This window comes from Rhodanobacter sp. DHG33 (assembly GCF_014843005.1).
Lineage (GTDB): Bacteria > Pseudomonadota > Gammaproteobacteria > Xanthomonadales > Rhodanobacteraceae > Rhodanobacter_A.
Map to the genome: position 1 here is coordinate 1 of NZ_JACYXM010000001.1, position 24,584 is coordinate 24,584.

Annotated in this window: 23 protein-coding genes; 12 read left to right on the top strand and 11 right to left on the bottom strand. The window is 66.5% G+C overall.

Going from position 1 to position 24,584, the window contains the following annotated elements:
* Positions 1 to 308 precede the first annotated feature (308 nt).
* Positions 309 to 764: a DUF192 domain-containing protein gene (locus IHE46_RS00005; RefSeq protein ID WP_192162296.1), complete on the top strand. Its 456-nt coding sequence runs from the start codon at positions 309 to 311 to the stop codon at positions 762 to 764.
* Positions 765 to 978: 214 nt separating this feature from the next.
* On the opposite strand, the gene IHE46_RS00010 is transcribed toward IHE46_RS00005, so the two are convergent.
* Entirely contained in the window at positions 979 to 1,176 is a 198-nt protein-coding gene (locus tag IHE46_RS00010) for a rubredoxin (RefSeq protein WP_192162298.1), read from the bottom strand.
* A 70-nt stretch (positions 1,177 to 1,246) separates the two neighbouring features.
* Between IHE46_RS00010 and thiE the strand changes: the two genes are divergently transcribed.
* Positions 1,247 to 1,873, top strand: coding sequence for a thiamine phosphate synthase (gene thiE, locus IHE46_RS00015; RefSeq protein WP_192162300.1), 627 nt, complete (start codon positions 1,247 to 1,249; stop codon positions 1,871 to 1,873).
* Between the two features lie 14 nt (positions 1,874 to 1,887).
* Entirely contained in the window at positions 1,888 to 3,171 is a 1,284-nt protein-coding gene (gene hemL, locus IHE46_RS00020) for a glutamate-1-semialdehyde 2,1-aminomutase (protein WP_192162302.1), read from the top strand.
* Positions 3,172 to 3,207: 36 nt separating this feature from the next.
* On the opposite strand, the gene IHE46_RS00025 is transcribed toward hemL, so the two are convergent.
* The 5 genes from IHE46_RS00025 to IHE46_RS00045 form a co-directional block, all read right to left on the bottom strand.
* Complete coding sequence (locus tag IHE46_RS00025) at positions 3,208 to 3,627, bottom strand: VOC family protein (RefSeq protein WP_192162304.1); 420 nt, start codon at positions 3,625 to 3,627, stop codon at positions 3,208 to 3,210.
* Positions 3,628 to 3,664: 37 nt separating this feature from the next.
* On the bottom strand, positions 3,665 to 4,114 hold the full coding sequence (locus IHE46_RS00030; RefSeq protein WP_192162306.1) for an HIT domain-containing protein: 450 nt from the start codon (positions 4,112 to 4,114) through the stop codon (positions 3,665 to 3,667).
* The gene (locus tag IHE46_RS00035) at positions 4,111 to 5,343 is read right to left on the bottom strand and encodes an acetylornithine/succinylornithine family transaminase (RefSeq protein ID WP_192162308.1); all 1,233 of its coding nucleotides are present in this window, start codon (positions 5,341 to 5,343) and stop codon (positions 4,111 to 4,113) included. The genes IHE46_RS00030 and IHE46_RS00035 overlap by 4 nt, the downstream gene beginning before the upstream one ends.
* A gap of 80 nt (positions 5,344 to 5,423) precedes the next feature.
* Positions 5,424 to 6,026 carry an LON peptidase substrate-binding domain-containing protein gene (locus IHE46_RS00040; protein ID WP_192162317.1) on the bottom strand — a complete coding sequence of 201 codons (603 nt, stop codon included), beginning with the start codon at positions 6,024 to 6,026 and terminating at the stop codon, positions 5,424 to 5,426.
* Between the two features lie 18 nt (positions 6,027 to 6,044).
* Positions 6,045 to 6,863 (bottom strand): NAD(P)-dependent oxidoreductase, encoded by an 819-nt coding sequence (locus IHE46_RS00045; protein WP_192162319.1) that lies wholly within the window; start codon positions 6,861 to 6,863, stop codon positions 6,045 to 6,047.
* A 117-nt stretch (positions 6,864 to 6,980) separates the two neighbouring features.
* Between IHE46_RS00045 and IHE46_RS00050 the strand changes: the two genes are divergently transcribed.
* From IHE46_RS00050 to IHE46_RS00060, 3 genes are all read left to right on the top strand, one after another.
* Complete coding sequence (locus IHE46_RS00050; protein ID WP_192162321.1) at positions 6,981 to 7,901, top strand: ABC transporter ATP-binding protein; 921 nt, start codon at positions 6,981 to 6,983, stop codon at positions 7,899 to 7,901.
* Entirely contained in the window at positions 7,898 to 9,313 is a 1,416-nt protein-coding gene (locus IHE46_RS00055) for a hypothetical protein (protein WP_192162323.1), read from the top strand. Before IHE46_RS00050 ends, IHE46_RS00055 begins: the two co-directional genes overlap by 4 nt.
* A 328-nt stretch (positions 9,314 to 9,641) precedes the next feature.
* Positions 9,642 to 11,606, top strand: a complete 1,965-nt coding sequence (locus IHE46_RS00060; protein WP_192162325.1) for a CocE/NonD family hydrolase — start codon at positions 9,642 to 9,644, stop codon at positions 11,604 to 11,606.
* Between the two features lie 352 nt (positions 11,607 to 11,958).
* Here the strand turns inward: IHE46_RS00060 and mpl are convergent, their stop codons facing one another.
* Positions 11,959 to 13,326 (bottom strand): UDP-N-acetylmuramate:L-alanyl-gamma-D-glutamyl-meso-diaminopimelate ligase, encoded by a 1,368-nt coding sequence (gene mpl / locus IHE46_RS00065; RefSeq protein WP_192162327.1) that lies wholly within the window; start codon positions 13,324 to 13,326, stop codon positions 11,959 to 11,961.
* Positions 13,327 to 13,340: 14 nt separating this feature from the next.
* Complete coding sequence (locus tag IHE46_RS00070) at positions 13,341 to 13,916, bottom strand: adenylate kinase (protein ID WP_192162336.1); 576 nt, start codon at positions 13,914 to 13,916, stop codon at positions 13,341 to 13,343.
* Between the two features lie 131 nt (positions 13,917 to 14,047).
* On the opposite strand from IHE46_RS00070, the gene IHE46_RS00075 reads away from it, so the two are divergent.
* Entirely contained in the window at positions 14,048 to 15,316 is a 1,269-nt protein-coding gene (locus IHE46_RS00075; RefSeq protein WP_192162338.1) for a 6-phosphofructokinase, read from the top strand.
* Positions 15,317 to 15,323: 7 nt separating this feature from the next.
* Here the strand turns inward: IHE46_RS00075 and IHE46_RS00080 are convergent, their stop codons facing one another.
* Together IHE46_RS00080 and IHE46_RS00085 are read right to left on the bottom strand one after the other, a co-directional pair.
* Positions 15,324 to 15,683 (bottom strand): STAS/SEC14 domain-containing protein, encoded by a 360-nt coding sequence (locus IHE46_RS00080; RefSeq protein ID WP_192162340.1) that lies wholly within the window; start codon positions 15,681 to 15,683, stop codon positions 15,324 to 15,326.
* 276 nt (positions 15,684 to 15,959) lie between these two features.
* On the bottom strand, positions 15,960 to 16,778 hold the full coding sequence (locus tag IHE46_RS00085; protein ID WP_192162342.1) for an isocitrate lyase/phosphoenolpyruvate mutase family protein: 819 nt from the start codon (positions 16,776 to 16,778) through the stop codon (positions 15,960 to 15,962).
* A gap of 284 nt (positions 16,779 to 17,062) precedes the next feature.
* Between IHE46_RS00085 and IHE46_RS00090 the strand changes: the two genes are divergently transcribed.
* The 4 genes from IHE46_RS00090 to IHE46_RS00105 all read left to right on the top strand — a co-directional run bounded on the left by IHE46_RS00090 (position 17,063) and on the right by IHE46_RS00105 (position 22,761).
* Positions 17,063 to 19,093: a sodium-translocating pyrophosphatase gene (locus IHE46_RS00090; RefSeq protein WP_192162344.1), complete on the top strand. Its 2,031-nt coding sequence runs from the start codon at positions 17,063 to 17,065 to the stop codon at positions 19,091 to 19,093.
* A gap of 137 nt (positions 19,094 to 19,230) precedes the next feature.
* Positions 19,231 to 21,351: a prolyl oligopeptidase family serine peptidase gene (locus IHE46_RS00095; RefSeq protein WP_192162345.1), complete on the top strand. Its 2,121-nt coding sequence runs from the start codon at positions 19,231 to 19,233 to the stop codon at positions 21,349 to 21,351.
* Between the two features lie 129 nt (positions 21,352 to 21,480).
* Positions 21,481 to 21,834: a hypothetical protein gene (locus IHE46_RS00100; protein WP_192162347.1), complete on the top strand. Its 354-nt coding sequence runs from the start codon at positions 21,481 to 21,483 to the stop codon at positions 21,832 to 21,834.
* A 90-nt stretch (positions 21,835 to 21,924) separates the two neighbouring features.
* Positions 21,925 to 22,761, top strand: coding sequence for a 2OG-Fe(II) oxygenase (locus tag IHE46_RS00105; protein ID WP_192162349.1), 837 nt, complete (start codon positions 21,925 to 21,927; stop codon positions 22,759 to 22,761).
* Positions 22,762 to 22,765: 4 nt separating this feature from the next.
* Here the strand turns inward: IHE46_RS00105 and IHE46_RS00110 are convergent, their stop codons facing one another.
* Positions 22,766 to 23,287 carry a hypothetical protein gene (locus IHE46_RS00110; protein WP_192162351.1) on the bottom strand — a complete coding sequence of 174 codons (522 nt, stop codon included), beginning with the start codon at positions 23,285 to 23,287 and terminating at the stop codon, positions 22,766 to 22,768.
* 522 nt (positions 23,288 to 23,809) lie between these two features.
* Here IHE46_RS00110 and IHE46_RS00115 point away from each other — a divergent pair.
* A complete protein-coding gene (locus IHE46_RS00115) occupies positions 23,810 to 24,523 on the top strand; it encodes a YdaS family helix-turn-helix protein (protein WP_192162353.1) in 714 nt (237 codons plus the stop codon).
* Positions 24,524 to 24,584 lie beyond the last annotated feature (61 nt).

Here is a 24,584-nt window from a genome sequence, read left to right on the forward strand (position 1 = left end):
GGCGTCCACACAATTCACCTGTGCACACTGTCAAAGATCACATCACCGCGGAGCTTTCCGCTGTGGGACATTTCGTCCCGGTGAGCCGCCTACTATACATCGTCTTTCCGGTCCGTCAACACCTGCTGCGAAGTATTTTCGAGGCGGGTGGATGTCGCGAACCCTTCGAAGCAAGGCGCTCGTCGAAGGGGCGAGAATCATAGCGCCGCCATGCATGGCTGGGAAGGGGGCAACGCAAAATTTTCAACACAAAAGTGACACTGCACGGACATACACTCGCCGCCCACTACGCCCGCAAGCGCCGCACCATGCCGAAGCCGCTGATCGCCACCTCGTTGCTTGCGCTGTGCTGCAGCGCCTGTGCGCCATCGCATGATGCCGCACCCATTGCCGTGATCTTGCACGGCCAGCGTTTCACGACGGAACTGGCCACCAATGAGGTCGCCCGCGAGCACGGCCTGATGATGCGCACGTCGCTGGCCGCCGATCGCGGCATGCTGTTCGTGTTCCCCGACACGGCGCCGCGTGGGTTCTGGATGAAGAACACGCTGATCCCGCTCGACATCCTGTACTTCGATGCCGAACGCAGGCTGGTATCCGCACAACTGGACGTACCGCCATGCAAGGCCGATCCCTGCCCGATCTACCCCAGCACAGGACCAGCGCGTTACGTATTGGAGCTGCCTGCGGGCACGGTCAAGCGGATCGGCGTACGTGACGGCGATACGTTGGCGATCGACGGCGAAACGGGGCCGGTGGACTGAGCGACGACCAGACCGACGCGGTAAGGGATCAATGCTTCCACGCAGACCGCATCGAGCATGTCCCACTCGTCTTCAAACGGAATGAACTGTTGCATGGTGGTGCTTCCGGGGAAACGCGCATGGCTTGCGCGTGGAAGCATCTCAGCGGATCGGCAGGCCCGTTCGCAGGCGGGAAGATGGCGAAATCGGGCCGCCTGCTGACGGAAATCGGCGATCAATCGACCTCGATCATCTCGAAATCGCTCTTGGTGGCGCCGCAATCCGGGCAAGTCCAGGCCTCGGGCACGTCTTCCCAGCGTGTGCCGGGCTCGATGCCTTCTTCCGGCACGCCCAGCGCTTCGTCGTAGATGTAACCGCAGACCACGCACATCCACTTGCGCTGACCGGGAACCTGGCTTGCACTGTCGCTCATCGTCGGGCTTCTTTGTTCGAGGGTGAATGGTGCATTCTCGCAACTCGCCTGCCGTTGCGGAAGCTGCACGATGACCCAAACCCGATTCCCGGATCGCGGCCTGTACGCGATCACCGACGGCCCGCGCGCCGACCTGCTGGATGCGGCCGCGCAGGTGCTGGCCGGTGGCGCGCGCGTGCTGCAATACCGCGACAAGACCACGGATGCCGCGCGGCGCCTCGCCGAGGCCGTAGCGCTCAGGCGCCTGTGCGACACGCATGCCGTGCCGCTCATCATCAACGACGACGTCGCGCTCGCTGCCGAAACAGGCGCCGCGGGCGTGCACCTGGGCCGTGACGACGGCGACGTTGCCGCGGCGCGTGCCGCACTGGGCACCGAGGCGATCATCGGCGTGTCGTGCTACGACTCGCTCGAACTCGCGCGTGCCGCAGCGGCGGCCGGCGCCGACTACGTGGCTTTCGGCGCCTTCTTCCCGTCGCCCACCAAGCCGCATGCGGTGCGCGCATCGCCCGCTCTGCTGCGGCAGAGCGCCGCGCTGGGCGTGCCGCGGGTGGCGATCGGCGGCATCACGCCGGACAATGCGCCCTCGCTGGTCGAAGCCGGCGCGGATTTCCTCGCCGTGATCTCGGCGGTCTTTTCCGCGCCGGACGCACGCGCTGCCGCGCAGCGTTTCGCCCGCCTCTATTCATCCGATTGACCGAGAGCCCACCGATGAGCACCAACCACGAACTGTTCCAGCGCGCCCAGCAACGCCTGCCCGGCGGCGTGAACTCGCCGGTGCGCGCGTTCAAGTCCGTGGGCGGCGAGCCGTTCTTCACGGCACGCGCCGACGGTGCTTACCTGTGGGACGTGGAAGGCGCGCGCTACATCGACTACGTGGGTTCGTGGGGGCCGATGATCGTGGGCCACAACCACCCCGCGGTGCGCGAAGCGGTGGAGCGCGCGGTGAAGGACGGTCTTTCTTTCGGCACCCCATGCCCCGCCGAAGTGACCATGGCCGAAACCATCGCGAAGCTGGTGCCGTCGGTGGAAATGGTGCGCATGGTGAACTCGGGCACCGAAGCCACCATGTCGGCGATCCGCCTCGCACGCGGCGCCACCGGCCGCACGAAGATCGTGAAGTTCGAAGGCTGCTACCACGGTCATGGCGACAGCTTTCTGGTCAAAGCCGGCTCCGGCGCGCTCACCTTCGGCGTACCCACCTCGCCCGGCGTGCCCAAGGCGAATGCCGACCTCACGCTCACCCTGCCCTACAACGATCTCGATGCCGCGAAGGCCTTGTTCGCCGAGCACGGCGCGGAGATCGCCGCCCTGATCATCGAGCCGGTCGCCGGCAACATGAACTGCATCCCGCCGTTGGACGGCTATCTGCAGGGCCTGCGCGCCCTGTGCACGCAGCACGGTGCGCTGCTGATCTTCGACGAGGTGATGACCGGCTTCCGCGTGGCGCTGGGCGGTGCGCAGGCCCTGTATGGCGTGACGCCCGACCTCACCACCTTCGGCAAGATCATCGGCGGCGGCATGCCGGTGGGTGCCTATGGCGGACGCCGCGACCTGATGGAGCAAATCGCGCCCAGCGGTCCGATCTACCAGGCCGGCACGCTGAGCGGCAACCCGGTGGCGATGGCGGCGGGGCTGGCGATGCTGGAGCTGGTGCAGGCACCAGGCTTCTACGACACGCTCGCCGCACGCACGCGCCTGCTGTGCGACGGTTTCCAGTCGGTGGCCGACGGCGCAGACGTGCCGTTCAGCACCAACCGCGTGGGCGGCATGTTCGGATTGTTCTTCAGCGCGGCGAAGGTGGACAGTTACGCGCAGGCCACCACGGCGGACACCGCGCTGTTCAACCGCTTCTTCCACGGCATGCTGAAGCGCGGCGTATACCTCGCGCCCAGCGCATTCGAGGCGGGCTTCCTGTCCAGCGCGCATTCGGACCAGGACATCGCCGACACCTTGCAGGCAGCGCGCGAGGCACTGGCCGAAGCGAAGGGCTGAAACGCGCACCGCCCATGCAGGGCGGTGCGCCAGGCCTTACCAGTTGCCGGTATTGGGCATCGACGCCCATGGCTCCTGCGGCGGCAGGTGACCGTCCTGCAGCAGCTCGACGGAAATCAGGTCGGGCGAGCGCACGAAGGCCATGTGGCCGTCGCGCGGCGGGCGGTGGATCGTATAGCCCATGTCCATCAGCCGCTGGCAGGCGGCATAGATGTCCTCCACCTGGAACGCGAGGTGGCCGAAATTGCGCGCGCTGCCGTAATCCTCGCTCGAACCCCAGTTGTAGGTCAGCTCGACTTCCGCCTCGGGGCTGCCGGGCGCGGCAAGAAAGACCAGGGTGAACTTGCCCTGGGCGTTTTCCATGCGGCGCACTTCACGCAGCCCCAATCCTTCGCAATAGAAACGCAGCGAAGCATCGATGTCGCGCACGCGCACCATGGTGTGCAGGTATTTCATGGATTTCGGCCGATGGTCGTCAGGGGAAGTACCTATCTTACCAATCGCCATGTGACCGACCGTGCATGCGCTGCCGCAAGGCCTGCGCCCATGCATCAAGCCTGTCCGTCGGCACCGGCTCCGGCACATCCCCGGAGTAGATCCGCGACAAGCCGTCCGCCGCGCCGCGCGGCTGCACGTGCAGGTGAAAGTGAAACACTTCCTGCCCTGCCGCCAGGCCATTCGATTGCCACACATTGAAACCAGCTGGATGGAATTCGTCCTGCAGTGCCAACGCCACGCGTTGCGCCATGCGCATCGCTGCTGCCGCCTCGTCCGGAGTCAGCGCGCAGAGATCGGGCGCATGGCGGCGCGGCACCACCAGCACGTGTCCCGGTACGGCCTGCCGCAGATCCATGAAGGCCAGCATGTCGCCATCGTCCGCAACGATGCTGGCCGGCGCTTCTCCCGCCGCAATCGCGCAGAACGGGCAAGGTATCCCGTTCATGCCCCCGCGAATGCGGCGAGCGCCGCATGCAGCCGCTGCAGGCCTTCCGCCAGTTCCTCGTCGCTGATCGTCAGCGGCGGCACGAAGCGCAGCACGTCCGGGCCGGCCTGCAGCACCAGCAGACCGTGAGCCGCAGCGTGATCCAGGATCTCGCCGCCCTTGCCCTTGTGCGCCGGCGCCAGCACCGCGCCGATCATCAGGCCGCGCCCGCGCACTTCCTCGAACAGGTGCAACTCGCGGTTGATGCTTTCCAGCCCCGCGCGCAACGCATCGGCCTGCCTTGCCACGTTCGCAAGCACATCCACCGAACCCAGCTTGCGCAGCGCCACGCGCGCCACGGCGGCCGCCATCGGGTTGCCGCCGAAGGTGGTGCCGTGCGCGCCGTACTGCATCACCTCGGCCACCTTCGCGCCGGCCAGCATGGCGCCGATGGGAAAGCCGCAGCCCAGCGCCTTGGCCAGGGTCACGATGTCCGGCTGCACCTGGTCGTGCGTGTGCGCGAACAGCGCGCCGGTGCGTCCCATGCCGCACTGGATCTCGTCCAGCACCAGCAGCGCGCCGTGCGCATCGCACAGCTCGCGCACGCGCTTGAGGAAGCCCGGCGCGGCCGGCACCACGCCGCCTTCGCCCTGCACCGGTTCCAGCATCACTGCGGCCACGTCGCCGGCGGCGAAGGCGGCCTCCAACGCGGTGGCGTCATTGAAGTCGAGGTAGCGGAAGCCGCCCGGCAGCGGCTCGTAGCCTTCCTGGTACTTGGGCTGCGCGGTGGCGGTCACCGTGGCCAGCGTGCGGCCGTGGAACGAACCCTTGAAGGTGACGATGACGCGTTGCTCGGGCGCGCGCCCCTGCGCGGCCGCCCATTTGCGCACCAGCTTGATCGCCGCCTCGTTCGCTTCCGCGCCGGAGTTGCACAGGAACACCCGCTCGGCGAAGCCGCTGGCCTGCACCAGTTCCTCCGCGAGACGCAGCGGCGGCTCGGTCCAGAACACGTTGCTGGCGTGCCAGAGCTTGCCGGCCTGTCCGGTAAGGGCCGCAAGCAGGTCTTGATCGCCGTGGCCCAGCGCGTTCACCGCAATGCCGGCGCCGAAGTCGATGAAGTCGTGCCCTTCGGTATCCCACACGCGCGCACCCTGGCCGCGATCGAGCACCACGTCGCGCGGTTTGTACACCGGCAGCCAGTAGCGCTTGCCGAGGCCGATCAGGGACGTGGACGAATCGTGTTGCGGCATGGGGAGACTCCGGGGCAGAACGGCCATTATCCACGCACGCACGCCCCTCATGCATCGGGGTGCCGGCCACGCTTTCGGAATCAGGCTTTCTGGAATCGCGGCAGGATGTCGCGCAGTTCGGCGAGCCGTTGCAGCGGATCGGTCAGTTCCAGCAGGCGCTGGCGTTCGTCGCTGCCCAGCGGCAACAGCTCCGCCAGGCGGAAACCGAGCCAGCGCGCATCGTCGTAGCACTCGCGTGGTGCCTGCTTCCACTGCGGCGCCAGCGCCTCGACCAGCCGCTCGGTAATCGTCTGCAGCAGCGCGAGTTCCACCGGCACCGGCGCGGGCGCCTCCTCCGGCCACCACTCCACTTCGCCGCGCAATTGGCCATCCGATCGTGCGCGTGTGCGCCGCACCCGGAAGCGCTGCCCACCCTCGGCCACGATGCCGAGCAAGCCGTCCGCACCGTGATGGAAATCCACGATGTGCGCCAGCGTGCCCACCGCCGCCGGCAGCGCCGGCTCGCCCGTCTCGCGCCCCGCCAGGATCAGGCAGACGCCGAAGCCGCTTTCGTTGCGCGCGCACTCGCGCACCAGGTCGAGATAGCGCGGCTCGAAAACGCGAAGCTCCAGCCGGCCGCCCGGATACAGCACCGTGGACAACGGGAACAGCGGCAATTCGGTGCGGGAGGATCGGCCGGCCATGCGTCGCGAGCAGCCGGCTCAGCCGAGGAAGAGATCGGGCAGCAAGGGCTGGCCTGCCTGCACGGCATAGCGGTCGAAATCGGTCACGCCGCTCTCGCGCAGCACGGTTTCGTCGATGGCGAACTGGCCGGTGTAATCGCGTGCGGGACGGGTAAGGATGGCGTGCGCCGCATCGGCCACGATGTCCGGCGTGCGGCAATGTTCGGGCTTGACGCCGTCGATCATTGCGATGGCGGCGGTGGCGATCACCGTGCGCGGCCACAGCGCATTCACCGCGATGCCCCGCGGAGCCAGCTCCGCGCTCATGCCCAGCACGCACAGGCTCATGCCCATCTTGGCGATGGTGTACGCGGTGTGCGGCGCAAACCATTTCGGATCCAGCGTGGGTGGCGGCGCCAGCATCAACACGTGCGGGTTCGCGGCTTTCTTCAGGTATGGCAGGCACGCCTGCGTGACGAGGAAGGTGCCACGCGTGTTGACCTGGTGCATCAGGTCGAAGCGCTTCATCGGCGTGCCTTCCACGCCGGCGAGCCAGATCGCGCTGGCGTTGTTCACCACGATGTCGATGCCGCCGAAGCGGTCGGCCGCCTGCGCGGCTGCGGCGTGCACCTCGGCCTCTTCGCGGATGTCGCACTTGATCGCCAGCGCGTGGCCGCCCGCTTCTTCGATCGCAGCGGCAGCGGTATGGATGGTGCCGGGCAACTTGGGATTCGGCACGCCGCTCTTGGCGGCGATCACGACGTTGGCGCCGTCGCGCGCGGCACGCAGCGCGATCGCCAGGCCGATGCCGCGCGAAGCGCCGGTGATGAACAGGGTCTTGCCGGAAAGATGGCTCATGGCGTGGTCGGCCTGGCTGGAATACCGGCAGGATATCGCGTCTGCCGCTTCGTCCACTGGACGGGCCTGCCGCGCATCGGCACATTAGCCGTCTGACCAAGGGGAGCTTGCGCAAGGATGTCCACCATCGCCGCCACACCCATGCCGCCTTTTGCCGATACGCGAGTCGAGCCCGTGCTGCGCGTGAGCGGCCTGCGCAAATGCTTCAAGCAGCGCGAAGTGCTGCGCGGCATCGACTGGGAGGTGCCGCCCGGCCGCGTCATCGGCCTGCTCGGCCGCAACGGCGCAGGCAAGACCACCCTGCTGCGCTGCCTGCTCGGCCTCTCGCCCATCGATGCAGGCACGGTGGAACTGTTCGGCGAAACGATGACCGAGCCCGGCGGCGAACGCATGCATCGCATCGGCTTCGTGCCGCAGACCTTCGACCTGTTTCCGTGGATGAAGGTGCGCGCCTACCTTGACTTCACCGCCGCGTTCTACGCGCGCTGGAACCACGCATTGGCCGAGCGCCTGCTCGGCGACTGGCAACTCGACCCGAAGCAGAAGATCGGCGAACTGTCGCAGGGCCAGCGGCAGAAGCTGGCCATCGTGCGCGCCATCGCGCCCGAGCCCGACCTGCTGGTGCTGGACGAACCGGTCGCCAGTCTCGACCCGCAGGCGCGCCGCGCCTTCATGGCCGAATTGCTGGAACTGATGAAGGCACCGGGCAAGACGGTGATCTTCTCCACCCACATCACCGCCGACCTCGAGCGCGCCGACGCCGACATCACTTTGCTGCGCGACGGCGCGATCCAGTTCACCCGCCCGCTGGCCGAACTGCGCGAGCGCCTGCACCGCGTGGTGCTCGTGCGGACGGGCGGCTGGCCGCAGGCGCCGGTGGTCGCCGGCCTGCTGAAGGCCACGCTCAAGGGCGACGAGGCGCAACTGCTGGTGGAGGATGCCAACCCCGAAAGCCTGCACGCGCTGGCCTCACGCGAAGGCGCCACGCTGCGCATCGAGACGCCCACGCTGGAAGACCTGTTCGTGGAGCTGGCATGAGGGCGGTGTGGCAGCTGTGGTTGCAGCCCTGCCGGCAAGTGCTGGTCGCCGCGCTGCTGCTGCAGTTGACCTGGCTGGTCGGCGCGATCCTGCTGGCTTGCACGCCCGCAGTCGGAGCGGGCATCGCCGGGGTGGCCGCCACACTGTTCGGCTTCGGCGCATGGTTCTGGTTCACCTTGCTGGGGCTGTCCGTGCGCGGGCTGTGCCGCCCCGAGAGTTTCCTGTTGCCCGGCTTCCGCCAACGGCTCGCGGCGATGGGCACGCTGCAGGTCGCGCAATGGGTGCTGCTGCCTACGCTGGTCGCACTGCTGATGCGCGTACCGCATGCGTTGCAGGGCGGCGCGGGCATCCTGCTGCTGGCGGCCATCGGGCTGGCGGCCAGTTCCGCGCGCTACGTCAATCTGCTGGTCTGGGCCCTCTTCATACTGGCCGGCTGGCAGCCGGGACTGGCCAGCCAACTCGGCAAGGCGCTGGTCGCCTCGCCGTGGACCGTGCCGCTGGCGTTGCTGCTGGCGGCGCTGATCGCGCGCCTCAGCCTCCGCGCGATGCTGCGCATCGAGGACCAGGAGGCCAACACCTCGCCGCTGGAGAACGTCCAGCTCGGCCGCTCCCGCGCACGCAGCCTCGACGGCACCCCTGCGCGTCGCGGCAAGCTGGCCAAGCGCATCGCCGCCCTCTTCGACAACACATCGCAATGGGCGATGGAGCAGGCGCTGGCGCGCTACCGCGCCAAGCCCACATGGCGGTTGCGCATGGTGCTGGTGCGCCGGCTGCTGCTGCCGCACGACAATCCGCTGGCGATCGCGCTGCGCCTCGTGCTGGTGGCGGCCATCGTGGCGTTCTACGTGCTGGCGATGATGCACCGCCAGCATTTCAATGCAGCGGTGGTGGGTGCCTACGCGGTCCTGCTGGGCCTGTCGCGCTTCCCGCAGCTTGGCCGCGGCATGCGGCAGATGCGACCCAACCTCGCCGACCTCTACCTCACGCTGGCGCCGCCGACCCGTGCCGACTACCAGCAGACGCTGATCGACGCGCTGGCGGTGCTGGTGCCCATCACCGTGCTCACCACCGTGGCCTACACCGGCCTCGGCATCGTGCTCACCCATGCCGCGGAGCCGGTACGCATGCTGATCGACGCGGCCATCGTGACCCTGGGTGCCAGCCTCACGGCGCTGGCGGTGCACCTGGTCGGCCCGGAAGGCGGCTTCGGACGCGGCATGGTCGACTTCGTGGTGACCCTGGGCGGGATGGCGGTGTACTGGGGCGGCTACTGGCTGCTGGGTACGCTGGGCATTGCCTTCGGCAGTGCCGTGTTGCTGCTGGTCACGCTGGGCTTCGGGTTGGGCGTCTGGACGTCCGCTCGGCGGGAATACCTGCGCCGGCCGCCGAGCTTCGACGCACCGTTGGCCTGACAGCCGCGTACGAACTGATCGACGACGCGCCGTGGCGCGCCTTCGAAACTTGCCTGGAAATGAGCCCCCTCCCTGATTGCCGGGTTGCGCCTGTTCGCACGAAGCCAGTAGCAGTGCCTCTGCGTCTGGCACGGCATCTATGCCAACCGCATGCCGCGACGAGCAGCACCGCTCCCCGGGACGAACGCGGATACGCATCGAAAGCGGGGGGCGCCTTTGTCGGGCGTCACTCGAGCGCCTCTTGTCGCCCACGGTGAAGGCGTGGCCATCCGGCGACGCGTCGCAGTAAGCTGCCCCGGCCACTTCGTCTGCAGGGGAACCCATCGCCATGACGCCATGCCGTGCCGCCGCGTGTCTGAAGAACGCGCTATTCGCCGCCCTGCTCGCCGCCAGCGGCGCCCCGTGGGCCACGGATGTTGCGCAAGCCAAGTATCCCGACTACCCCAGCGAAACGCCGGCCAGCTTCAAGCCGGCCACGGGCAGCTTCGACTATGTCGAGCGCGACGTAATGATCCCCATGCGCGACGGCGTGAAGCTCAACACCGTGATCCTCGTCCCGCGCGGCGCGAAGCATGCCGGCATCGTGCTCACGCGCACTCCCTACGACGCGCACCAGCTCACCCACAACAGCATGAGCGGGCACCTCGAACCGCTGCTGGAAGGCTACGACAACGCTGCCGACGTGATCGCCGAGGACGGCTACATCCGCGTGATCCAGGACATCCGCGGCAAGTACGGCTCCGAGGGCGACTACGTGATGAACCGCCCCGTGCACGGCCCGCTCAACCCGACGCCGGTGGACGACGCCACCGACACCTACGACACCATCGACTGGCTGGTGAAGCACGTCCCCGAATCCAACGGCAAGGTCGCCACCATCGGCATCTCCTACGACGGCTTCGAACCGCTGATGTCGCTGGTGCACCCGCACCCCGCGCTGAAGGCGGCGGTGCCGATGAACCCGATGGTGGACGGCTGGATGGGCGACGACTGGTTCCACCACGGCGCCTTCCGTGCGCAGAACCTCAGCTACATCTACGAACAGGAAGCCACCCGCGACAACACTGCGAAGTGGTGGACCAGCTTCCACGACGAGTACGACCTGTTCATGCACTACGTTTCCACCGGCGCGATGGGCGATGCCTACGGCATGCGCCAGCTCGGCTTCTGGAACAAGCTCGTGGCACACCCGGCCTACGACGCGTTCTGGAGCCAGCAGGCGATGGACAAGGTGCTTGCCGCGCAGCCGCTCACCGTGCCGGTGATGCTGGTGCACAGCCTGTGGGACCAGGAAGACATCTACGGCGACCTGGCCGTGTACCGCGCCATCAAGCCCAAGGACACGAACGGCGACATGGTGAAGCTGGTGATGGGCCCCTGGCACCACGGGCAGGAAATCGAGGAAGGCAGCTCGCTGGGCGCAATCCGCTTCGGCAGCGACACCGCGAAGTATTTCCGCGAACACATCCTGCGTCCGTTCCTCGCGCAATACCTCAAGGACGGCGCGCCCAAGGCCGACCTCGCCGCGGTCACCGCCTTCCAGACCGGCACCAACCGGTGGCAACGGCTGGATCGCTGGCCGCTGTCGTGCGACAGCGGCTGCGGCGCCAAGAGCCGCGCGCTATACCTGCAACCCGGCATGCAGCTTGGTTTCGACGCACCTGCAGGTGGCGACGCCTACGATGAATATATTTCCGATCCCGCACGCCCGATTCCGTTCCGCGCGCGGCCGATCCAGCCGGTCGGCTACGACAACGGCCTCACCTGGTCGGAATGGCTGGTCGACGACCAGCGCGAAGCTTCCGGCCGCACCGACGTGCTCAGCTACGAAACGGCACCGCTGGACAAACCGGTCACCATCGCCGGCGCGCCCGCGGTGAACCTGGTCGCCTCCACCAGCGGCACCGACAGCGACTGGGTGGTGAAGCTGATCGACGTCTATCCCGACCAGGTGGCCGAACAACCGGAAATGGGCGGCTACCAGCTCGCGGTGGCGATGGACATCTTCCGCGGTCGCTACCGCACCGGTTACGACAAGCCCGAGCCGCTCGCCGCCAACCAGCCATTGGTCTACCGCTTCGATCTGCCCGCCGCCAACCACGTGTTCCTGCCCGGCCACCGCATCATGGTGCAGGTGCAATCGAGCTGGTTCCCTCTGTACGACCGCAATCCGCAGACCTTCGTGCCGAACATCTTCTTCGCTAAGCCTGCCGACTACGTGAAGGCCACCCAGCGGGTGTATCACGCGCCGGGGCAGGCCAGTTACATCGCGTTGCCGGTGGTGGAGAACTGATTCCGATGGCTACGCAGGGATTGCTGCCGTAGCGGGAGCGCCATTCTGCTGGGACATTCGAAGTCTTCTCTCCGGTTTATGGGGAGAGATGCTTGGTGTTGTTGCAAGGAACAAAGCAGTTTCGGTCGCCTGCCGGCGCCCGAGTTACTTCTCTTTGCTGGCCCAAAGAGAAGTAACCCAGAGAAAGGGCCTTATTCAATCCGCCGGAACTACGAGCAGGTTATGTCGAGGACGTTGGAACCACTCTCGTCGACACGTCCTGCACAGCGGCCACACCTCGCCGTATCTGGGAACTGAGGGGTTTTAAAGCGCACCATCAAGTGAGCTTTGAACGGGATTTCAGGGGGAAATCTTATGCGAGCAACTCAGCAAAGCGTCGCGGGGCGCCTTCGAAACCGCCGTTGGACATGAACACCACGTGGTCGCCGGGCTTTGTCTTTTCGCGCAGGGCCGCCAGCAGCGCATCGACGCTGGGTGCTGTGCTGCCGCGGCCTTGCAGTGCATCGGTGACGCGCTGCGCATCCCACGCCAGCTCGGGGCGGTGCAGGAATACCACGCCGTCGGCATCGGCCAGCGAAGGCGCCAGCGCCTCCGCGTGCGCGCCGAGGCGCATCGAATTGGAACGCGGCTCCAGCGCCACCAGGATGCGCGCCTTGCCCACCTTGGCGCGCAGGCCCGCTAGGGTAGTGGCGATGGCGGTGGGGTGATGCGCGAAATCGTCGTACACGCGCACGCCGCCCACGTCGCCCACCAGCTCCATGCGCCGCTTCACGCTCTCGAAGCTGGCGAAGGCAGGCAGCAGCGAATGCGGATCGGCACCTGCCGCGGCCGCCGCGGCCAGCGCGGCCAGCGCGTTCATCACGCTGTGGTTGCCGAGCAGCGACCAGTGCACTTCGCCCAGCGGCGCGCCCTTGTGCACCACGCGGAATGCGCTGCCATCGGCCTCGATCAGTTCGGCCCGCCAGTCGCCGCGGCCGATGCCGAACGTCTCCACCGGCGTCCAGCAGCCCATCGCCAGCACTTCGGCGAGATGTTCGTCGTGTGCATTGACGATCAGCCGGCCGTTGCCTGGCACGGTGCGTACCAGATGATGGAACTGGCGCTGGATCGCCGCCACGTCGGGGAAGATGTCCGCGTGGTCGTATTCGAGGTTGTTGAGGATGGCGATGCGCGGGCGGTAGTGCACGAACTTCGAGCGCTTGTCGAAGAACGCGCTGTCGTACTCGTCCGCCTCGATCACGAACGGCTTGCCGCTGCCCTTGCGCGCGGAGACGTCGAAGTTGCCCGGCACGCCGCCGATCAGGAAGCCGGGCGACAGGTCTGCCTGCTCTTTGGAGGCCTGCTCCAACAGATGCGCCAGCAGGCTGGTGGTGGTGGTCTTGCCGTGCGTGCCGGCCACGGCCAGCACGTCGCGCCCCGGCAGCAGCGTCTCGCCCAGCCATTGCGGACCGGAGATATAGCGCAGCTGCTCGTCGAGCATGTATTCGACCGCGGGATTGCCGCGCGTCATCGCGTTGCCCACCACCACGAGATCGGGCGCGGGCTGGAGGTACTCGGCCTTGTAGCCGTCCATCAGGCGAATGCCCAGCGCTTCGAGCTGGGTGCTCATCGGCGGGTAGACGTTGGCGTCGGAGCCCTCGACGGTAAGGCCCAGCTCGCGCGCCAGCGCGGCCACGCCGCCCATGAAGGTGCCGCAGATGCCCAGGATGTGCAGACGCATGGAGGGCGTGCGGGTCAGGCGGCCGTCTCGACCTTCAGCGCACGCTTCACGCGCGCCGTGACCTCGTCCAGCTCGCCCACGCCGTCGACCACCTGCAGCTTGCCGCGCTGGGCGTAGAAATCCGCCACCGGCGCGGTCTGCTCGGCGTAGACCTTGAGGCGGTCGCGCACCACGGCCGGGTCGTCGTCCTTGCGGTGCTCGGCAGCATACCGGATCTCGCAGCGGCCGATGATCGTCTCGTTCGGCACGTCCAGCTTCACCACCGCGTCCAGCGGCTGGTGAATGCGGGTCAGCAGATGGTCGAGCGCATCGGCCTGCGCGAGGTTGCGCGGGTAGCCGTCGAGGATGAAGCCGCTCTTCGCATCGGGCTGCGCCAGGCGCTCTTCCAGCATGGCGAGCAGGATGTCGTCGGAGACGAGCTTGCCGGCGTCCATCACGGCCTTGGCCTTGAGGCCGATCGGCGTGCCCGCGGCCACGGCCGCGCGCAGCATGTCGCCGGTGGAGATGTGCGGCACGGCCAAATCGTTCTTCAGCCTGGCGGCCTGGGTGCCCTTGCCCGAACCGGGCGCGCCGAGTAGCACAAGTCGCATATCGCTCCACAATGGCGGCAAGCAGCCGCCGATTCGCTTGGAAATGGGTTCCACGTTAGCGTTTGCGGCCCGCTATAGTCAAACGAAAGTCACGGCGCAAAACGCTTCGTGCCCCCGCCAGGAGACCCGCCATGCCGATCCGCCGCCCCGTCCAAGGCAAGCTGCTCTACGCCCAGTCCGGCGGCGTCACCGCCGTCATCAACGCCACGGCGGCCGGCGTGATCGAGGCGGCGCGGGCGAAGGGCGTGCAGGCCTACGCCGCACGCAACGGCATCCTCGGCGCCCTGCGCGAAGACCTGATCGACACCGGCAAGGAAACGAAAGCCGCGATCGCGGCGCTGCGCCACACCCCGGGCGGTGCGTTCGGCAGCTGCCGCTACAAGCTGAAATCGCTGGAGGCCAACCGTGCCGAGTACGAGCGCCTGATCGAAGTGTTCCGCGCGCACGACATCCGCTGGTTCCTCTACAACGGCGGCAACGATTCCGCCGACACCGCGCTCAAGCTCTCGCAGATCGGCAAGGCGATGGGTTACGACCTGCGCTGCATCGGCGTACCCAAGACGGTGGACAACGACCTCGCCGTGACCGACTGCTGCCCCGGTTTCGGTTCGGTGGCGAGGTATACGGCGATCTCCACGCTGGAAGCCAGCCTCGACGTGGCCTCGATGGCCGAGACCTCGACCAAGGTCTTCATCCTCGAAGTGATGGGCCGCCACGCCGGCTGGATCGCCGCCGCCGCGGGCCTCGCCGGCCACGGCCCGGACGAGGCGCCGCACATCATCCTGTTCCCCGAGAACGTGTTCGACGAAGCCGCGTTCCTGGCGAAAGTGAAGGCTACGGTGGAACGCGTGGGCTGGTGCACCGTGGTCGCCTCCGAAGGCATCCGCAACGCGGCCGGCCAGTTCCTTGCCGATGCCGGCACGCGCGACGCCTTCGGCCACGTGCAGCTGGGCGGCGTGGCACCCACGCTGGCCAGCCTCGTGAAGCAGAAGCTCGGCTACAAGTACCACTGGGCGCTGCCCGACTACCTGCAGCGCTCCGCGCGGCATGCCGCCTCGAAGGTGGACGCCGAGCAGGCGTACGCCGTGGGCAAGGCCGCCGTGGAGTACGCGCTGGCCGGCATGAACGCGGTGATGCCGGTGATCGTCCGCGGCAGCGACGCGCCCTACCGCTGGAAGATCGAACCTGCGCCGCTGGCGAAGATCGCCAACCGCGAAAAGAAGATGCCCAAGGGCTTCATCAGCCGCGACGGCTTCGGCATCACGGCCGCGGCACGCCGCTACCTGGCGCCGCTGATCGCAGGCGAGGCGCCCCTGCCCTACGGCAAGGACGGCCTGCCGAAATACGTGGCGCTCAAGAATGCGCCCGTGCCGAAAAAACTCCGGCCCTTCGAGGTCTAGTTCCCGGTCAGGCGACGATCCATGCCTTGGCCGCGATGGCTTCCCGGGTGGCGAAGACCTTCACTTCCAGTCCCGACACCAGATGGCCGCCGAGCGGCGCGAGCTTGTGCATCCATTGGTCGTCCGACACGACCGCCTCCTTCTCGAAGCGGTGCCAGTGCCGCAAGCCGAGCTGCAGGTCCTTGAAGAAGCCTTCGATCGAAATGCCTTCGAACGAAGGTACTTCGACGTAGACCCGCAGCTTGTCGTACCGGGTCAGCCTCTCTTCCACCATCGCCGAGATCCGATCCATGTCCTCGGCGACAACCCGGCCGTCGATGCGCATTCCGATGACGTTTTCCGCGTCAAAAGCAATGGGTGTGATCATGGCTGTCGTCTCCAGGAAAACCCTGGACCACCATGACAGGCAGCGGTGAATTCGTAGTGAACGCTGCCCTGCGGCATCGCAGACGCTTCCGCCGCCTGCAAGTCATGCCGATGACCGACACCCCTCGCGTTGACCGCTGCGATCGCTTCTCAGACTACCGGCGACGCCGCACTGCACTGCGACAGCAACGGCCTGCCGAAGTGCGTCGCCCTGAAAATGGCGCAACCCATCGCCAGCGGCTCGACTGTCATCTCCGCCCACCGAACCGAAGTCGCGTCAGAACAGGCCGTTCAATTCCGCATGCGTGGCATTGCCGGCGAAGCCGTCGAAACGCCCTTCGGCCAGGCCGCGCGCGGCACGTAGGAAACCGCCCCAGGCAGCTCCCGCCAGTGCGCCGCCAACGCTCACCCGGCGCACGCCGAACTTCGCGAGATCGGCCAGCGTGAATGGCGCGGCATGGCCCACCAGCACGTTGACCGGCTTCGGCGCGACCGCACTCACCACGGCTTCGATCTGTTCGCGGGTACGTACGCCCGGCGCATACAGACAGTCCGCGCCGGCGGCGGCATAGGCCTGCAGCCGTTTCAGTGATTCGTCCAAGGGATCGGGGTGCCCGACCAGGAAGCATTCGGCGCGACCGATCAGCATCACGTCCTGGCCCGAAGCATCGATCGCCGCCCGTGCGGCGCGCATGCGCGCCACTGCCTCATCGAGTTCGTACAACGGCCGCGCAGTGTCGCCGGTGGAATCCTCGATCGACAAGCCCGCCACGCCGGTATCGATGCAGCGACGCACGTTGTCCGCCAGCTCCTTGAGGTCGCGGGCATGTCCATCCTCGAAATCGGCGTTCACCGGCAGATCGGTGGCCGCCACGATCGCACGGTAATGCGCCAGCACCGCCTCCACGTCCATCGCGTTGTCGGCATGCGCGCGCGACCATGCGAACCCCGAACTAGTGGTTGCCAGCGCCTTGAAGCCGAGTTGTTGCAAGGCTCGGGCCGAACCGGGATCCCAGGGATTTGGGAGCATGAAGCAGCCGCTTTCGTGCAGCTTGCGGAAGGCGGCGCGGCGTGGCGCGAAGTCGATGGTGTTCATTCCGGAAGCCTACTACGCCGCGCACATACCCATGTCACAACCTGCCCGCGACATGACTGCAGAAACCGCGACAAGCTGCGCAGTTCGGTGCGGGCTCGCCAGCGGCCTCCTCCTCGACATCGCGATATACCAAATCCGCGCCATGGCGGCGAAGGCCGCGCACCGCCGCGCGACCTTCGCATTCCCGCGGACGTTGCGCCGCACAACGGGATGTGCACAAGCCTCTGCCTATACTCCCCTCGACCGCCCGCTCCGGACGGCCAACAACTCATGGGGAGGCTCCGATGCTGCAGCAGTATGGCTGGTGGATCGTGCTCGCTTGTGCGGTGGTGGCAGTTTTGTACGGTGCCTTGTCGGCACGCTGGGTTCTCGCGCGCTCGCCGGGCAATGCACGGATGCAGGAAATCGCCACGGCGATCCAGGAAGGCGCGCGCGCCTACCTCAATCGCCAGTACGGCACGATTGCCCTGGTAGGCGCACTGTTGTTCGTGCTGATCGGCTTCTTTCTCTCCTGGGCCACCGCCGGTGGCTTCCTCATCGGCGCCGTGTTGTCCGGTGCCGCCGGCTACATCGGCATGAACGTGTCGGTACGCGCCAATGTGCGCACCGCCGAAGCGGCACGGCAGGGCCTGGGCCCGGCGATGGACGTGGCGTTCCGCGGCGGCGCGATCACCGGCATGCTGGTAGTGGGCCTGGCGCTGCTGGGCGTGGCCGGCTACTGGCTGATCCTCGACCGCAGCGGCGTAGCCAGTGAAGACGCCTTGCATGCCCTGGTGGGCCTGGCCTTCGGCAGCTCGCTGATCTCGATCTTCGCGCGCCTGGGCGGCGGCATCTTCACCAAGGGCGCCGACGTGGGCGCCGACCTCGTGGGCAAGGTGGAAGCCGGCATCCCCGAGGACGACCCGCGCAACCCGGCGGTGATCGCCGACAACGTGGGCGACAACGTGGGCGACTGCGCGGGCATGGCCGCCGACCTGTTCGAAACCTATGCGGTGACGGTGATCGCCACCATGCTGCTGGGCGGCCTCACGCTGACCAACGCGGGCAGCACCGCCGTGCTGTATCCGCTGCTGCTGGGCGCGGTGTCCATCATCGCTTCCATCATCGGCACGCTGTTCGTGCGGGTGAAGCCCGGCGGCTCGATCATGGGTGCGCTGTACAAGGGCGTGGCAGTGTCGGGCGTTCTGGCAGCGGCAGCGTTCTACCCGATCACCATGCAGTTGATGGGCGGTTTCAGCTACGGCGCCTTGAACCTGTGGTTCTGCGCACTGATCGGGCTGGTGCTCACCGGCGCCATCGTGTGGATCACCGAGTACTACACCGGCACCGACTTCAAGCCGGTCAAGCACATTGCGCAGGCCTCGACCACCGGCCACGGCACCAACATCATCGCGGGCCTCGGCGTGTCGATGAAGGCCACCGGCCTGCCGGTGGTGGCGATCTGCGTAGCGATCTGGGGTGCCTACGAGCATGGCGGCCTGTACGGCATCGCCATCGCGGCGACCTCGATGCTGTCGATGGCCGGCATGATCGTGGCGCTGGACGCCTACGGCCCGATCACCGACAACGCCGGCGGCATCGCCGAGATGGCCGATCTGCCACCGGAAGTGCGCGGCGTCACCGATCCGCTGGACGCGGTGGGCAACACCACCAAGGCGGTGACCAAGGGCTACGCCATCGGTTCCGCGGCGCTGGCCGCGCTGGTGCTGTTCGCCGACTACACGCACAACCTCGCGGTGAATCATCCGGACACCACCTACAGCTTCGACCTCTCCGACCACATGGTGATCATCGGCCTGCTGATCGGCGGCCTGATCCCCTACCTGTTCGGTGCGATGGCGATGGAAGCGGTGGGCCGTGCGGCAGGCGCGGTGGTGGAAGAAGTCCGCCGCCAGTTCCGCGACATCATCGGCATCATGGACGGCACCGGCAAACCGCAGTACGACAAGGCGGTGGACATGCTCACCAAGTCGGCGATCAGGGAGATGATCGTGCCTTCGCTGCTGCCGGTGATCGTGCCCATCGTGGTGGGCCTGCTGCTGGGGCCGAAGGCGCTGGGCGGCGTGCTGATCGGCACCATCGTCACCGGCCTGTTCGTGGCGATCTCGATGACCACCGGCGGCGGCGCGTGGGACAACGCCAAGAAGTACATCGAGGACGGCCACCACGGCGGCAAGGGCTCGGAGGCGCACAAGGCCGCCGTCACCGGCGACACCGTGGGCGACCCCTACAAGGACACCGCAGGCCCCGCGGTGAACCCGCTGATCAAGATCATCAACATCGTGGCGCTGCTGATCATTCCGCTGCTGCATTGAGCGGTCCGGCACGGCGACAGGCCCCGTTCGCGGGGCCTGTCGCTTTTCGGGCACCTGACTTCAGCCACAGGCAGGCACCGCGTCGCGCCATCACACTCGCACAACCGGACTTCCGCCGTACCTCCCAAGGAGCTTCCATGACTTCCAAGACCTCCCTCTGGCTCGCGCTTGCGCTGGGCATCACCGTGGGCGGCGCCGGCGTCGCCCAGGCCGCCGAACAGACCGCCGACGACCCCTATCTCTGGCTGGAAGCCACCCACGATGCGCGCGCGATGGACTGGGTGAAGGCGCAGAACGCGATCACCGAGAAGGCCTTCGCCAGCTCCGCCGACTTCGACCACACGCGCGACCAGATCCTCGAAGTGCTCGATTCCGATGCGCGCATCCCCTACACGAGCCGCATGGGCGACTACCTCTACAACTTCTGGCAGGACAAGGCGCACCCGCGCGGCCTCTGGCGCCGCACCACGCTGGACGAATACCGCAAGTCCGATCCCCAGTGGGAAACCCTGCTGGACGTGGACGCGCTCAACAAGGCCGAAGGGAAGCGCTGGGTGTTCAAGGACGTGGACTGCCTGAAGCCCTCTTACACGCGGTGTCTGATCTCGCTCTCGCCCGACGGCGGTGACGCAGTGACAGTGCGCGAGTTCGATACCACCACCAAGTCCTTCGTGAAAGGCGGCTTCGAGCTACCGATCGCCAAGACTCAGACGAGCTGGATCGACCAGGACCACATCTATATCAGCACCGATTTCGGCCCCGGCTCAATGACCAAGTCCAGCTATCCACGTATCACCAAGGAATGGACGCGCGGCACGCCACTCGCCAGTGCGACCATGGTTTACGAAGGCAAGGCTGACGATCTCGCAATAAGTGCCTTTCGTGACCTCACGCCCGGCTTTGAACGCGACTTCGTGCGGGTGGCCAACGACTTCTTCCACACCGAAACCTTCCTGCGCAAGGACGGCAAGCTGGTGAAGCTGGACGTACCCAGCGATGCCAGTGCCGATGCTCATCGTGAATGGCTATTGGTGACGCTGCGCTCGCCGTGGACGGTGGGCGGCGTGACCTATCCCAACGGCGCGCTGATCGCCACCAAGTTCGATGACTTCATGGCCGGCAAGCGCGCGTTCACCGTGCTGTTCAAGCCTGACGCGCACACCGCGCTCTCCGGCTACGCGTGGACGCAGCACCACCTCATCCTCGACGAACTGCACGACGTGCAGAGCAGGCTGGAAGTGCTGACGCCCCCAGCAAATTCCGCAACCGCCGGCGACTGGCAGCGCGAAGCCATGCCTGGCGCGCCGGCGATGAGCACGGTGGCGGTGGTCGACACCGACCCCGACCGCAGCGACGAGTACTGGCTCACCGTCACCGGTTTCCTCACCCCGCCCTCGCTGGAACGCGGCGTGCTGGGCCAGGGCGAAGCCGTGACGATCAAGCACCAGCCGGCCTTCTTCGACGCCTCGAAGTTCAACGTGAGCCAGCACTTCGTCACCTCGAAGGACGGCACCCGCGTGCCCTATTTCGAGATCGCGCCCAAGGACATGAAGCTCGACGGCAGCAACCGCACCCTGCTCTACGGCTACGGCGGCTTCGAGGTTTCGCTGCAGCCGTTCTACAGCGGCAGCGTCGGTCGCGCATGGTTGGACCGCGGCGGCGTGTATGTCATCGCCAACATCCGCGGCGGCGGCGAATACGGCCCGGCGTGGCATCAGGCCGCGTTGCAGGCCAACCGTCCGAAGGCCTACCAGGATTTCGCCGCGGTGGCCGAGGATCTGGTGAAGCGCGGCGTCACCTCCGCGCAACATCTCGGCGCCGAGGGCGGCAGCAACGGCGGCCTGCTGATGGGCAACATGCTCACCCAGTACCCGCAGCTGTTCGGCGCCATCGCCTGCGAGGTGCCGCTGCTCGACATGAAGCGCTACGTCCACCTCGACGCCGGTGCCTCGTGGATCGCCGAATACGGCAACCCCGACGACCCGAAGCAGTGGTCCTTCATCAAGACCTTCTCGCCCTACCAGAACGTGCACAAGGAAACGCACTACCCGCCGGTGCTGTTCTACACCACCACCAGCGACGATCGCGTCGGCCCCGCGCAGGCGCGCAAGATGGCGGCCAAGATGGAAGGCATGGGCATCCCCAACGTGTGGTTCTACGAGAATCTGGAAGGCGGCCACGGCGCCGGTGCGGACAACAAGCAGTCGGCGCACATGCACGCGATGGTGTACGACTTCTTGTGGGACAAGCTGCAGTAAAACCCCAATCCGATGCAGCGTACGCGAGCCGGACCAGTGCCGGCTCGCGTCGTTTCGGGGCAGCAGTCCGGCCATTTCTGGCACTTTCGTCAACTCCAGTTGAACTGGGCACGGAGGTATAGAGAGCCCATGAAAAATCCATTGAAATTCGCCTGGATCGCCATCGCCGCACTCTTGCTTCCAGGCATCGTGACAGCCGTGTCGCTGCTTCGGTCAGGCGAATCGTTCCAGGAACTGATCGAATGGCTTCCATCAAATTGGGCGATGGTCGCCTTACCGCAGATATTCGTCGTGATCCTTGCGAGATTGTTCCCTCGGCTTCGAAGCCGGTTCGCCACGCGCGCTCTGATACTGCTGACAGTATTGTTTCTGCTCTTTGCGTACATCACTTCGTTCGATGCCAACGGGGCATTGCTTTGGATCTTCTACTTTGTATTGAGCATCCTGTTGCTCGTGGTCCTCGCGCTGCTCCCATCGTTCTGAAAAGCGCTCGCGACAACTGCAGGGCCCCAACCGCAAATGGTTACCGCCTTGTGAAGTAAACTTGCGCAAGCTCACGGCCAACCTTGCACCATGAACACACGCTCCGCCATCAACCCCGAACTGCGCGAATGGATACTTGCCACCAGCCGCGCCGGGCATGCGCCGCGAACCGTGGTGGAACTGATGCGCTCGCACGGCTACGACCCGCGGCAAAGCCGCACCTTTGTGGCCGAGGTGCTGAAGCTGCCGCTAGCCAGTCTGCTTGCGGATACCGATGCCGACGCGCCGCTCGTGCGTCGCACCAGGCACCCCGAAGCGCCGCTGGCGAAAGCGGGGGATCGCGAAGTGAAAGTCTCGCTGAGCATGGACAAGCCCGCGCTGCGCGTACTCGAGGGCCTGCTGACGGACGAGGAATGCGACGAGCTGATCGCGCTGGCGCGTCCGCGCCTGGCGCGCGCGCTCACCATCGATGCGAGCGGCGAACATCAGGTGGACCACCGGCGCACCAGTGTCGGCATGTTCTTCAAGCTGGGTGAGCTTCCGCTGGTGGCGCAGCTCGAACAACGCATCGCGGCGCTGTTCGACATTCCGGTGAGCCACGGCGAGGGGCTGCAGATCCTGCACTACCTTCCCGGACAGGAATACCAGCCGCACTTCGACTGGTTCGATCCCACGCAGCCCGGCTACTCCACCATCACCGCGCGCGGCGGCCAGCGCGTCGCCAGCGTGGTGATGTACCTCAACACGCCCGAAGCCGGCGGTGGCACCGCCTTCCCCGAAGCGGGCCTCACCGTGACCGCACTGCGCGGTTCGGCCGTCTATTTCGCCTACGAAGGTGGCGACGCCAGTTCGCTGCATGCCGGCCTGCCGGTGCTGCGCGGCGAAAAATGGATCGCGACCAAGTGGCTGCGCGAGAAGCCCTACTGACGGATCATGCCGTCTGCTGCACGTCGCGCTCCATCGATCCCGCTCGCGCACGACGCGCGATCCAGGCAATGGGCGGACCGATCAACAGTGCGCTCTCGAGGATGCTGCCGACGACCCAGCTGGCGATGGTCGATCCCTTCATCGCGGCGGACAGCGGCACCACGATGTCGTTCATCGCCACATACAGCCACAGGCCATACAGCACACCGTAAATCCAGATCCCGCGGCGGATCAGTGCGGGAACCCACCCGCTGACGGCGTAATAGGCCCACACCATCACGAATGAGATCGCGTACTGCAGGAACAGCCCGAGCAGCACGCTGGCGCCCCCTTCGTCGAAGGAGCGCCGCCCCAACACGCCGGAAGCGATGACCTGAATGATGCGGGTGGGAGGCACGCCATGCAGCAGCCTCCAATAACCGCACGCGAAAACCAGGTCCAGCGTGCCCACGAAAACGGTGCCGCCGATCAACAGCATGGCCGGACGGGGCGCAGCGGTCGCCGGGAGTCTCGACAGGATGGGCATCGTACCGTGACTCCCGGTGACCTCTATAAAGGCCCCACGGACGGCTATGGGGAGATCCGTCCGCGGGGTGGGGAAAAGCCGCCTCGCCACAATGCCATGCGGCGCCGGCGCATCCTCCGACGGATGCAGGCTAGAGAGTGCCGCGCCTTCCATCCATAACCAATCCCCTCGCTTTTTTTAAGGCCGTGTGCGCGAGCGCCATGGGCTTCTTCGGGTGCGATGGCTTTCTTTCCTCGCCCGGCGACATCGCCCGAAGACGCGACCGGACTTCCTTCGCAACATCGTGCGCGGCGACTGCCGCGAACGTGCGCTCGCCAATGAATTGGCTTCGACTTTTTCACGTGAATTGGTCGTGTACCGAAGCATTCGCCCTGCCTAGGCTTGCTCGCAAGACGTTTTTGTAACGAGTCGTTGACATCTCGACACGCAGTTCCTCACACATGCGCCTGGCCTGCCGGCTCGCTCCTTCCCTTGATCGCCAGACGCAACGCTATCGCCCGGTCATTTCTATGGAGCAGTTCGATGTCGACAGCCATTTCCCAGCTCGACACACAGTCCGCTCAACCCGTCACCGGCAGTGATTTCCGCTCCCGCGATTTTGCCGGCAATGGCGATCACATGCCGGCCATGGAGAGGATTCCGGAAACGATCTCCCCCAGCCCGCAAACCAGGGCCTCGGCACGGACGTCCTCGCTACCGCCCCTTCCTTCCGGCTTGGACGAGCTCGCCGCACGCATGCAGTTGCTGATCAGCATCGAGGGCAGCGCTGCGGCCATCGCCCAACGCTGCGGCTTTTCGGAAGACACCATACACAACTGGTCTCGCTGCCGCGGCGACATCTCGCGCGAACATTGCATCATCGTCGCGCGTGCGCTCGGGATTTCCCCGCGTTGGCTGGTCGCTGGCGAAGGCTCCATGCGCGACATGGAGGCTTCCGTCGTCCGTGCAGCCGTGTCGCGGATCGCTCCCGTTCCACCAGGCGACGATGCCTCGCCAGCCGATGCCGAAGCACACATCACGGTGGACCCGGATCTGTTGGCAACGGCGTTCCGTGTGCTTCAGTCGTACATCGGCCTCGTCGGCGGTTCGTTGAATCCGACACAACGCGCCGACGCACTCGCGCAGATCTATCACGTGCTTGGTCATGCCGGCGGCGTTGGCCACGCGAACCGTTTGGTTGCGCTGCATGCCTTGCTCGGCAGCTATTTCTGCAGCAGGAAGTCGTTAATCGGCTAGCACGCCAGCGGCTGTTCCGACTCTCGCAAAGGAGTGGCGCATGTGGCGATGAATGCATTGA

Excerpts from the sequence above, each read along its gene's own strand:
- IHE46_RS00005 (WP_192162296.1), top strand. The coding sequence starts at position 309 with ATGCCGAAGCCGCTGATCGCCACCTCGTTGCTTGCGCTGTGCTGCAGC.
- IHE46_RS00105 (WP_192162349.1), top strand. The coding sequence starts at position 21,925 with ATGAACACACGCTCCGCCATCAACCCCGAACTGCGCGAATGGATACTT.
- thiE (WP_192162300.1), top strand. The coding sequence starts at position 1,247 with ATGACCCAAACCCGATTCCCGGATCGCGGCCTGTACGCGATCACCGAC.
- IHE46_RS00080 (WP_192162340.1), bottom strand. The coding sequence starts at position 15,683 with ATGATCACACCCATTGCTTTTGACGCGGAAAACGTCATCGGAATGCGC.
- IHE46_RS00085 (WP_192162342.1), bottom strand. The coding sequence starts at position 16,778 with ATGAACACCATCGACTTCGCGCCACGCCGCGCCGCCTTCCGCAAGCTG.
- IHE46_RS00035 (WP_192162308.1), bottom strand. The coding sequence starts at position 5,343 with ATGCCGCAACACGATTCGTCCACGTCCCTGATCGGCCTCGGCAAGCGC.
- IHE46_RS00110 (WP_192162351.1), bottom strand. The coding sequence starts at position 23,287 with ATGCCCATCCTGTCGAGACTCCCGGCGACCGCTGCGCCCCGTCCGGCC.
- IHE46_RS00010 (WP_192162298.1), bottom strand. The coding sequence starts at position 1,176 with ATGAGCGACAGTGCAAGCCAGGTTCCCGGTCAGCGCAAGTGGATGTGC.
- IHE46_RS00090 (WP_192162344.1), top strand. The coding sequence starts at position 17,063 with ATGCTGCAGCAGTATGGCTGGTGGATCGTGCTCGCTTGTGCGGTGGTG.
- IHE46_RS00045 (WP_192162319.1), bottom strand. The coding sequence starts at position 6,863 with ATGAGCCATCTTTCCGGCAAGACCCTGTTCATCACCGGCGCTTCGCGC.
- IHE46_RS00050 (WP_192162321.1), top strand. The coding sequence starts at position 6,981 with ATGTCCACCATCGCCGCCACACCCATGCCGCCTTTTGCCGATACGCGA.
- mpl (WP_192162327.1), bottom strand. The coding sequence starts at position 13,326 with ATGCGTCTGCACATCCTGGGCATCTGCGGCACCTTCATGGGCGGCGTG.
- IHE46_RS00025 (WP_192162304.1), bottom strand. The coding sequence starts at position 3,627 with ATGAAATACCTGCACACCATGGTGCGCGTGCGCGACATCGATGCTTCG.
- IHE46_RS00075 (WP_192162338.1), top strand. The coding sequence starts at position 14,048 with ATGCCGATCCGCCGCCCCGTCCAAGGCAAGCTGCTCTACGCCCAGTCC.
- IHE46_RS00100 (WP_192162347.1), top strand. The coding sequence starts at position 21,481 with ATGAAAAATCCATTGAAATTCGCCTGGATCGCCATCGCCGCACTCTTG.
- IHE46_RS00055 (WP_192162323.1), top strand. The coding sequence starts at position 7,898 with ATGAGGGCGGTGTGGCAGCTGTGGTTGCAGCCCTGCCGGCAAGTGCTG.
- IHE46_RS00030 (WP_192162306.1), bottom strand. The coding sequence starts at position 4,114 with ATGAACGGGATACCTTGCCCGTTCTGCGCGATTGCGGCGGGAGAAGCG.
- IHE46_RS00040 (WP_192162317.1), bottom strand. The coding sequence starts at position 6,026 with ATGGCCGGCCGATCCTCCCGCACCGAATTGCCGCTGTTCCCGTTGTCC.
- IHE46_RS00060 (WP_192162325.1), top strand. The coding sequence starts at position 9,642 with ATGACGCCATGCCGTGCCGCCGCGTGTCTGAAGAACGCGCTATTCGCC.
- IHE46_RS00115 (WP_192162353.1), top strand. The coding sequence starts at position 23,810 with ATGTCGACAGCCATTTCCCAGCTCGACACACAGTCCGCTCAACCCGTC.
- hemL (WP_192162302.1), top strand. The coding sequence starts at position 1,888 with ATGAGCACCAACCACGAACTGTTCCAGCGCGCCCAGCAACGCCTGCCC.
- IHE46_RS00070 (WP_192162336.1), bottom strand. The coding sequence starts at position 13,916 with ATGCGACTTGTGCTACTCGGCGCGCCCGGTTCGGGCAAGGGCACCCAG.
- IHE46_RS00095 (WP_192162345.1), top strand. The coding sequence starts at position 19,231 with ATGACTTCCAAGACCTCCCTCTGGCTCGCGCTTGCGCTGGGCATCACC.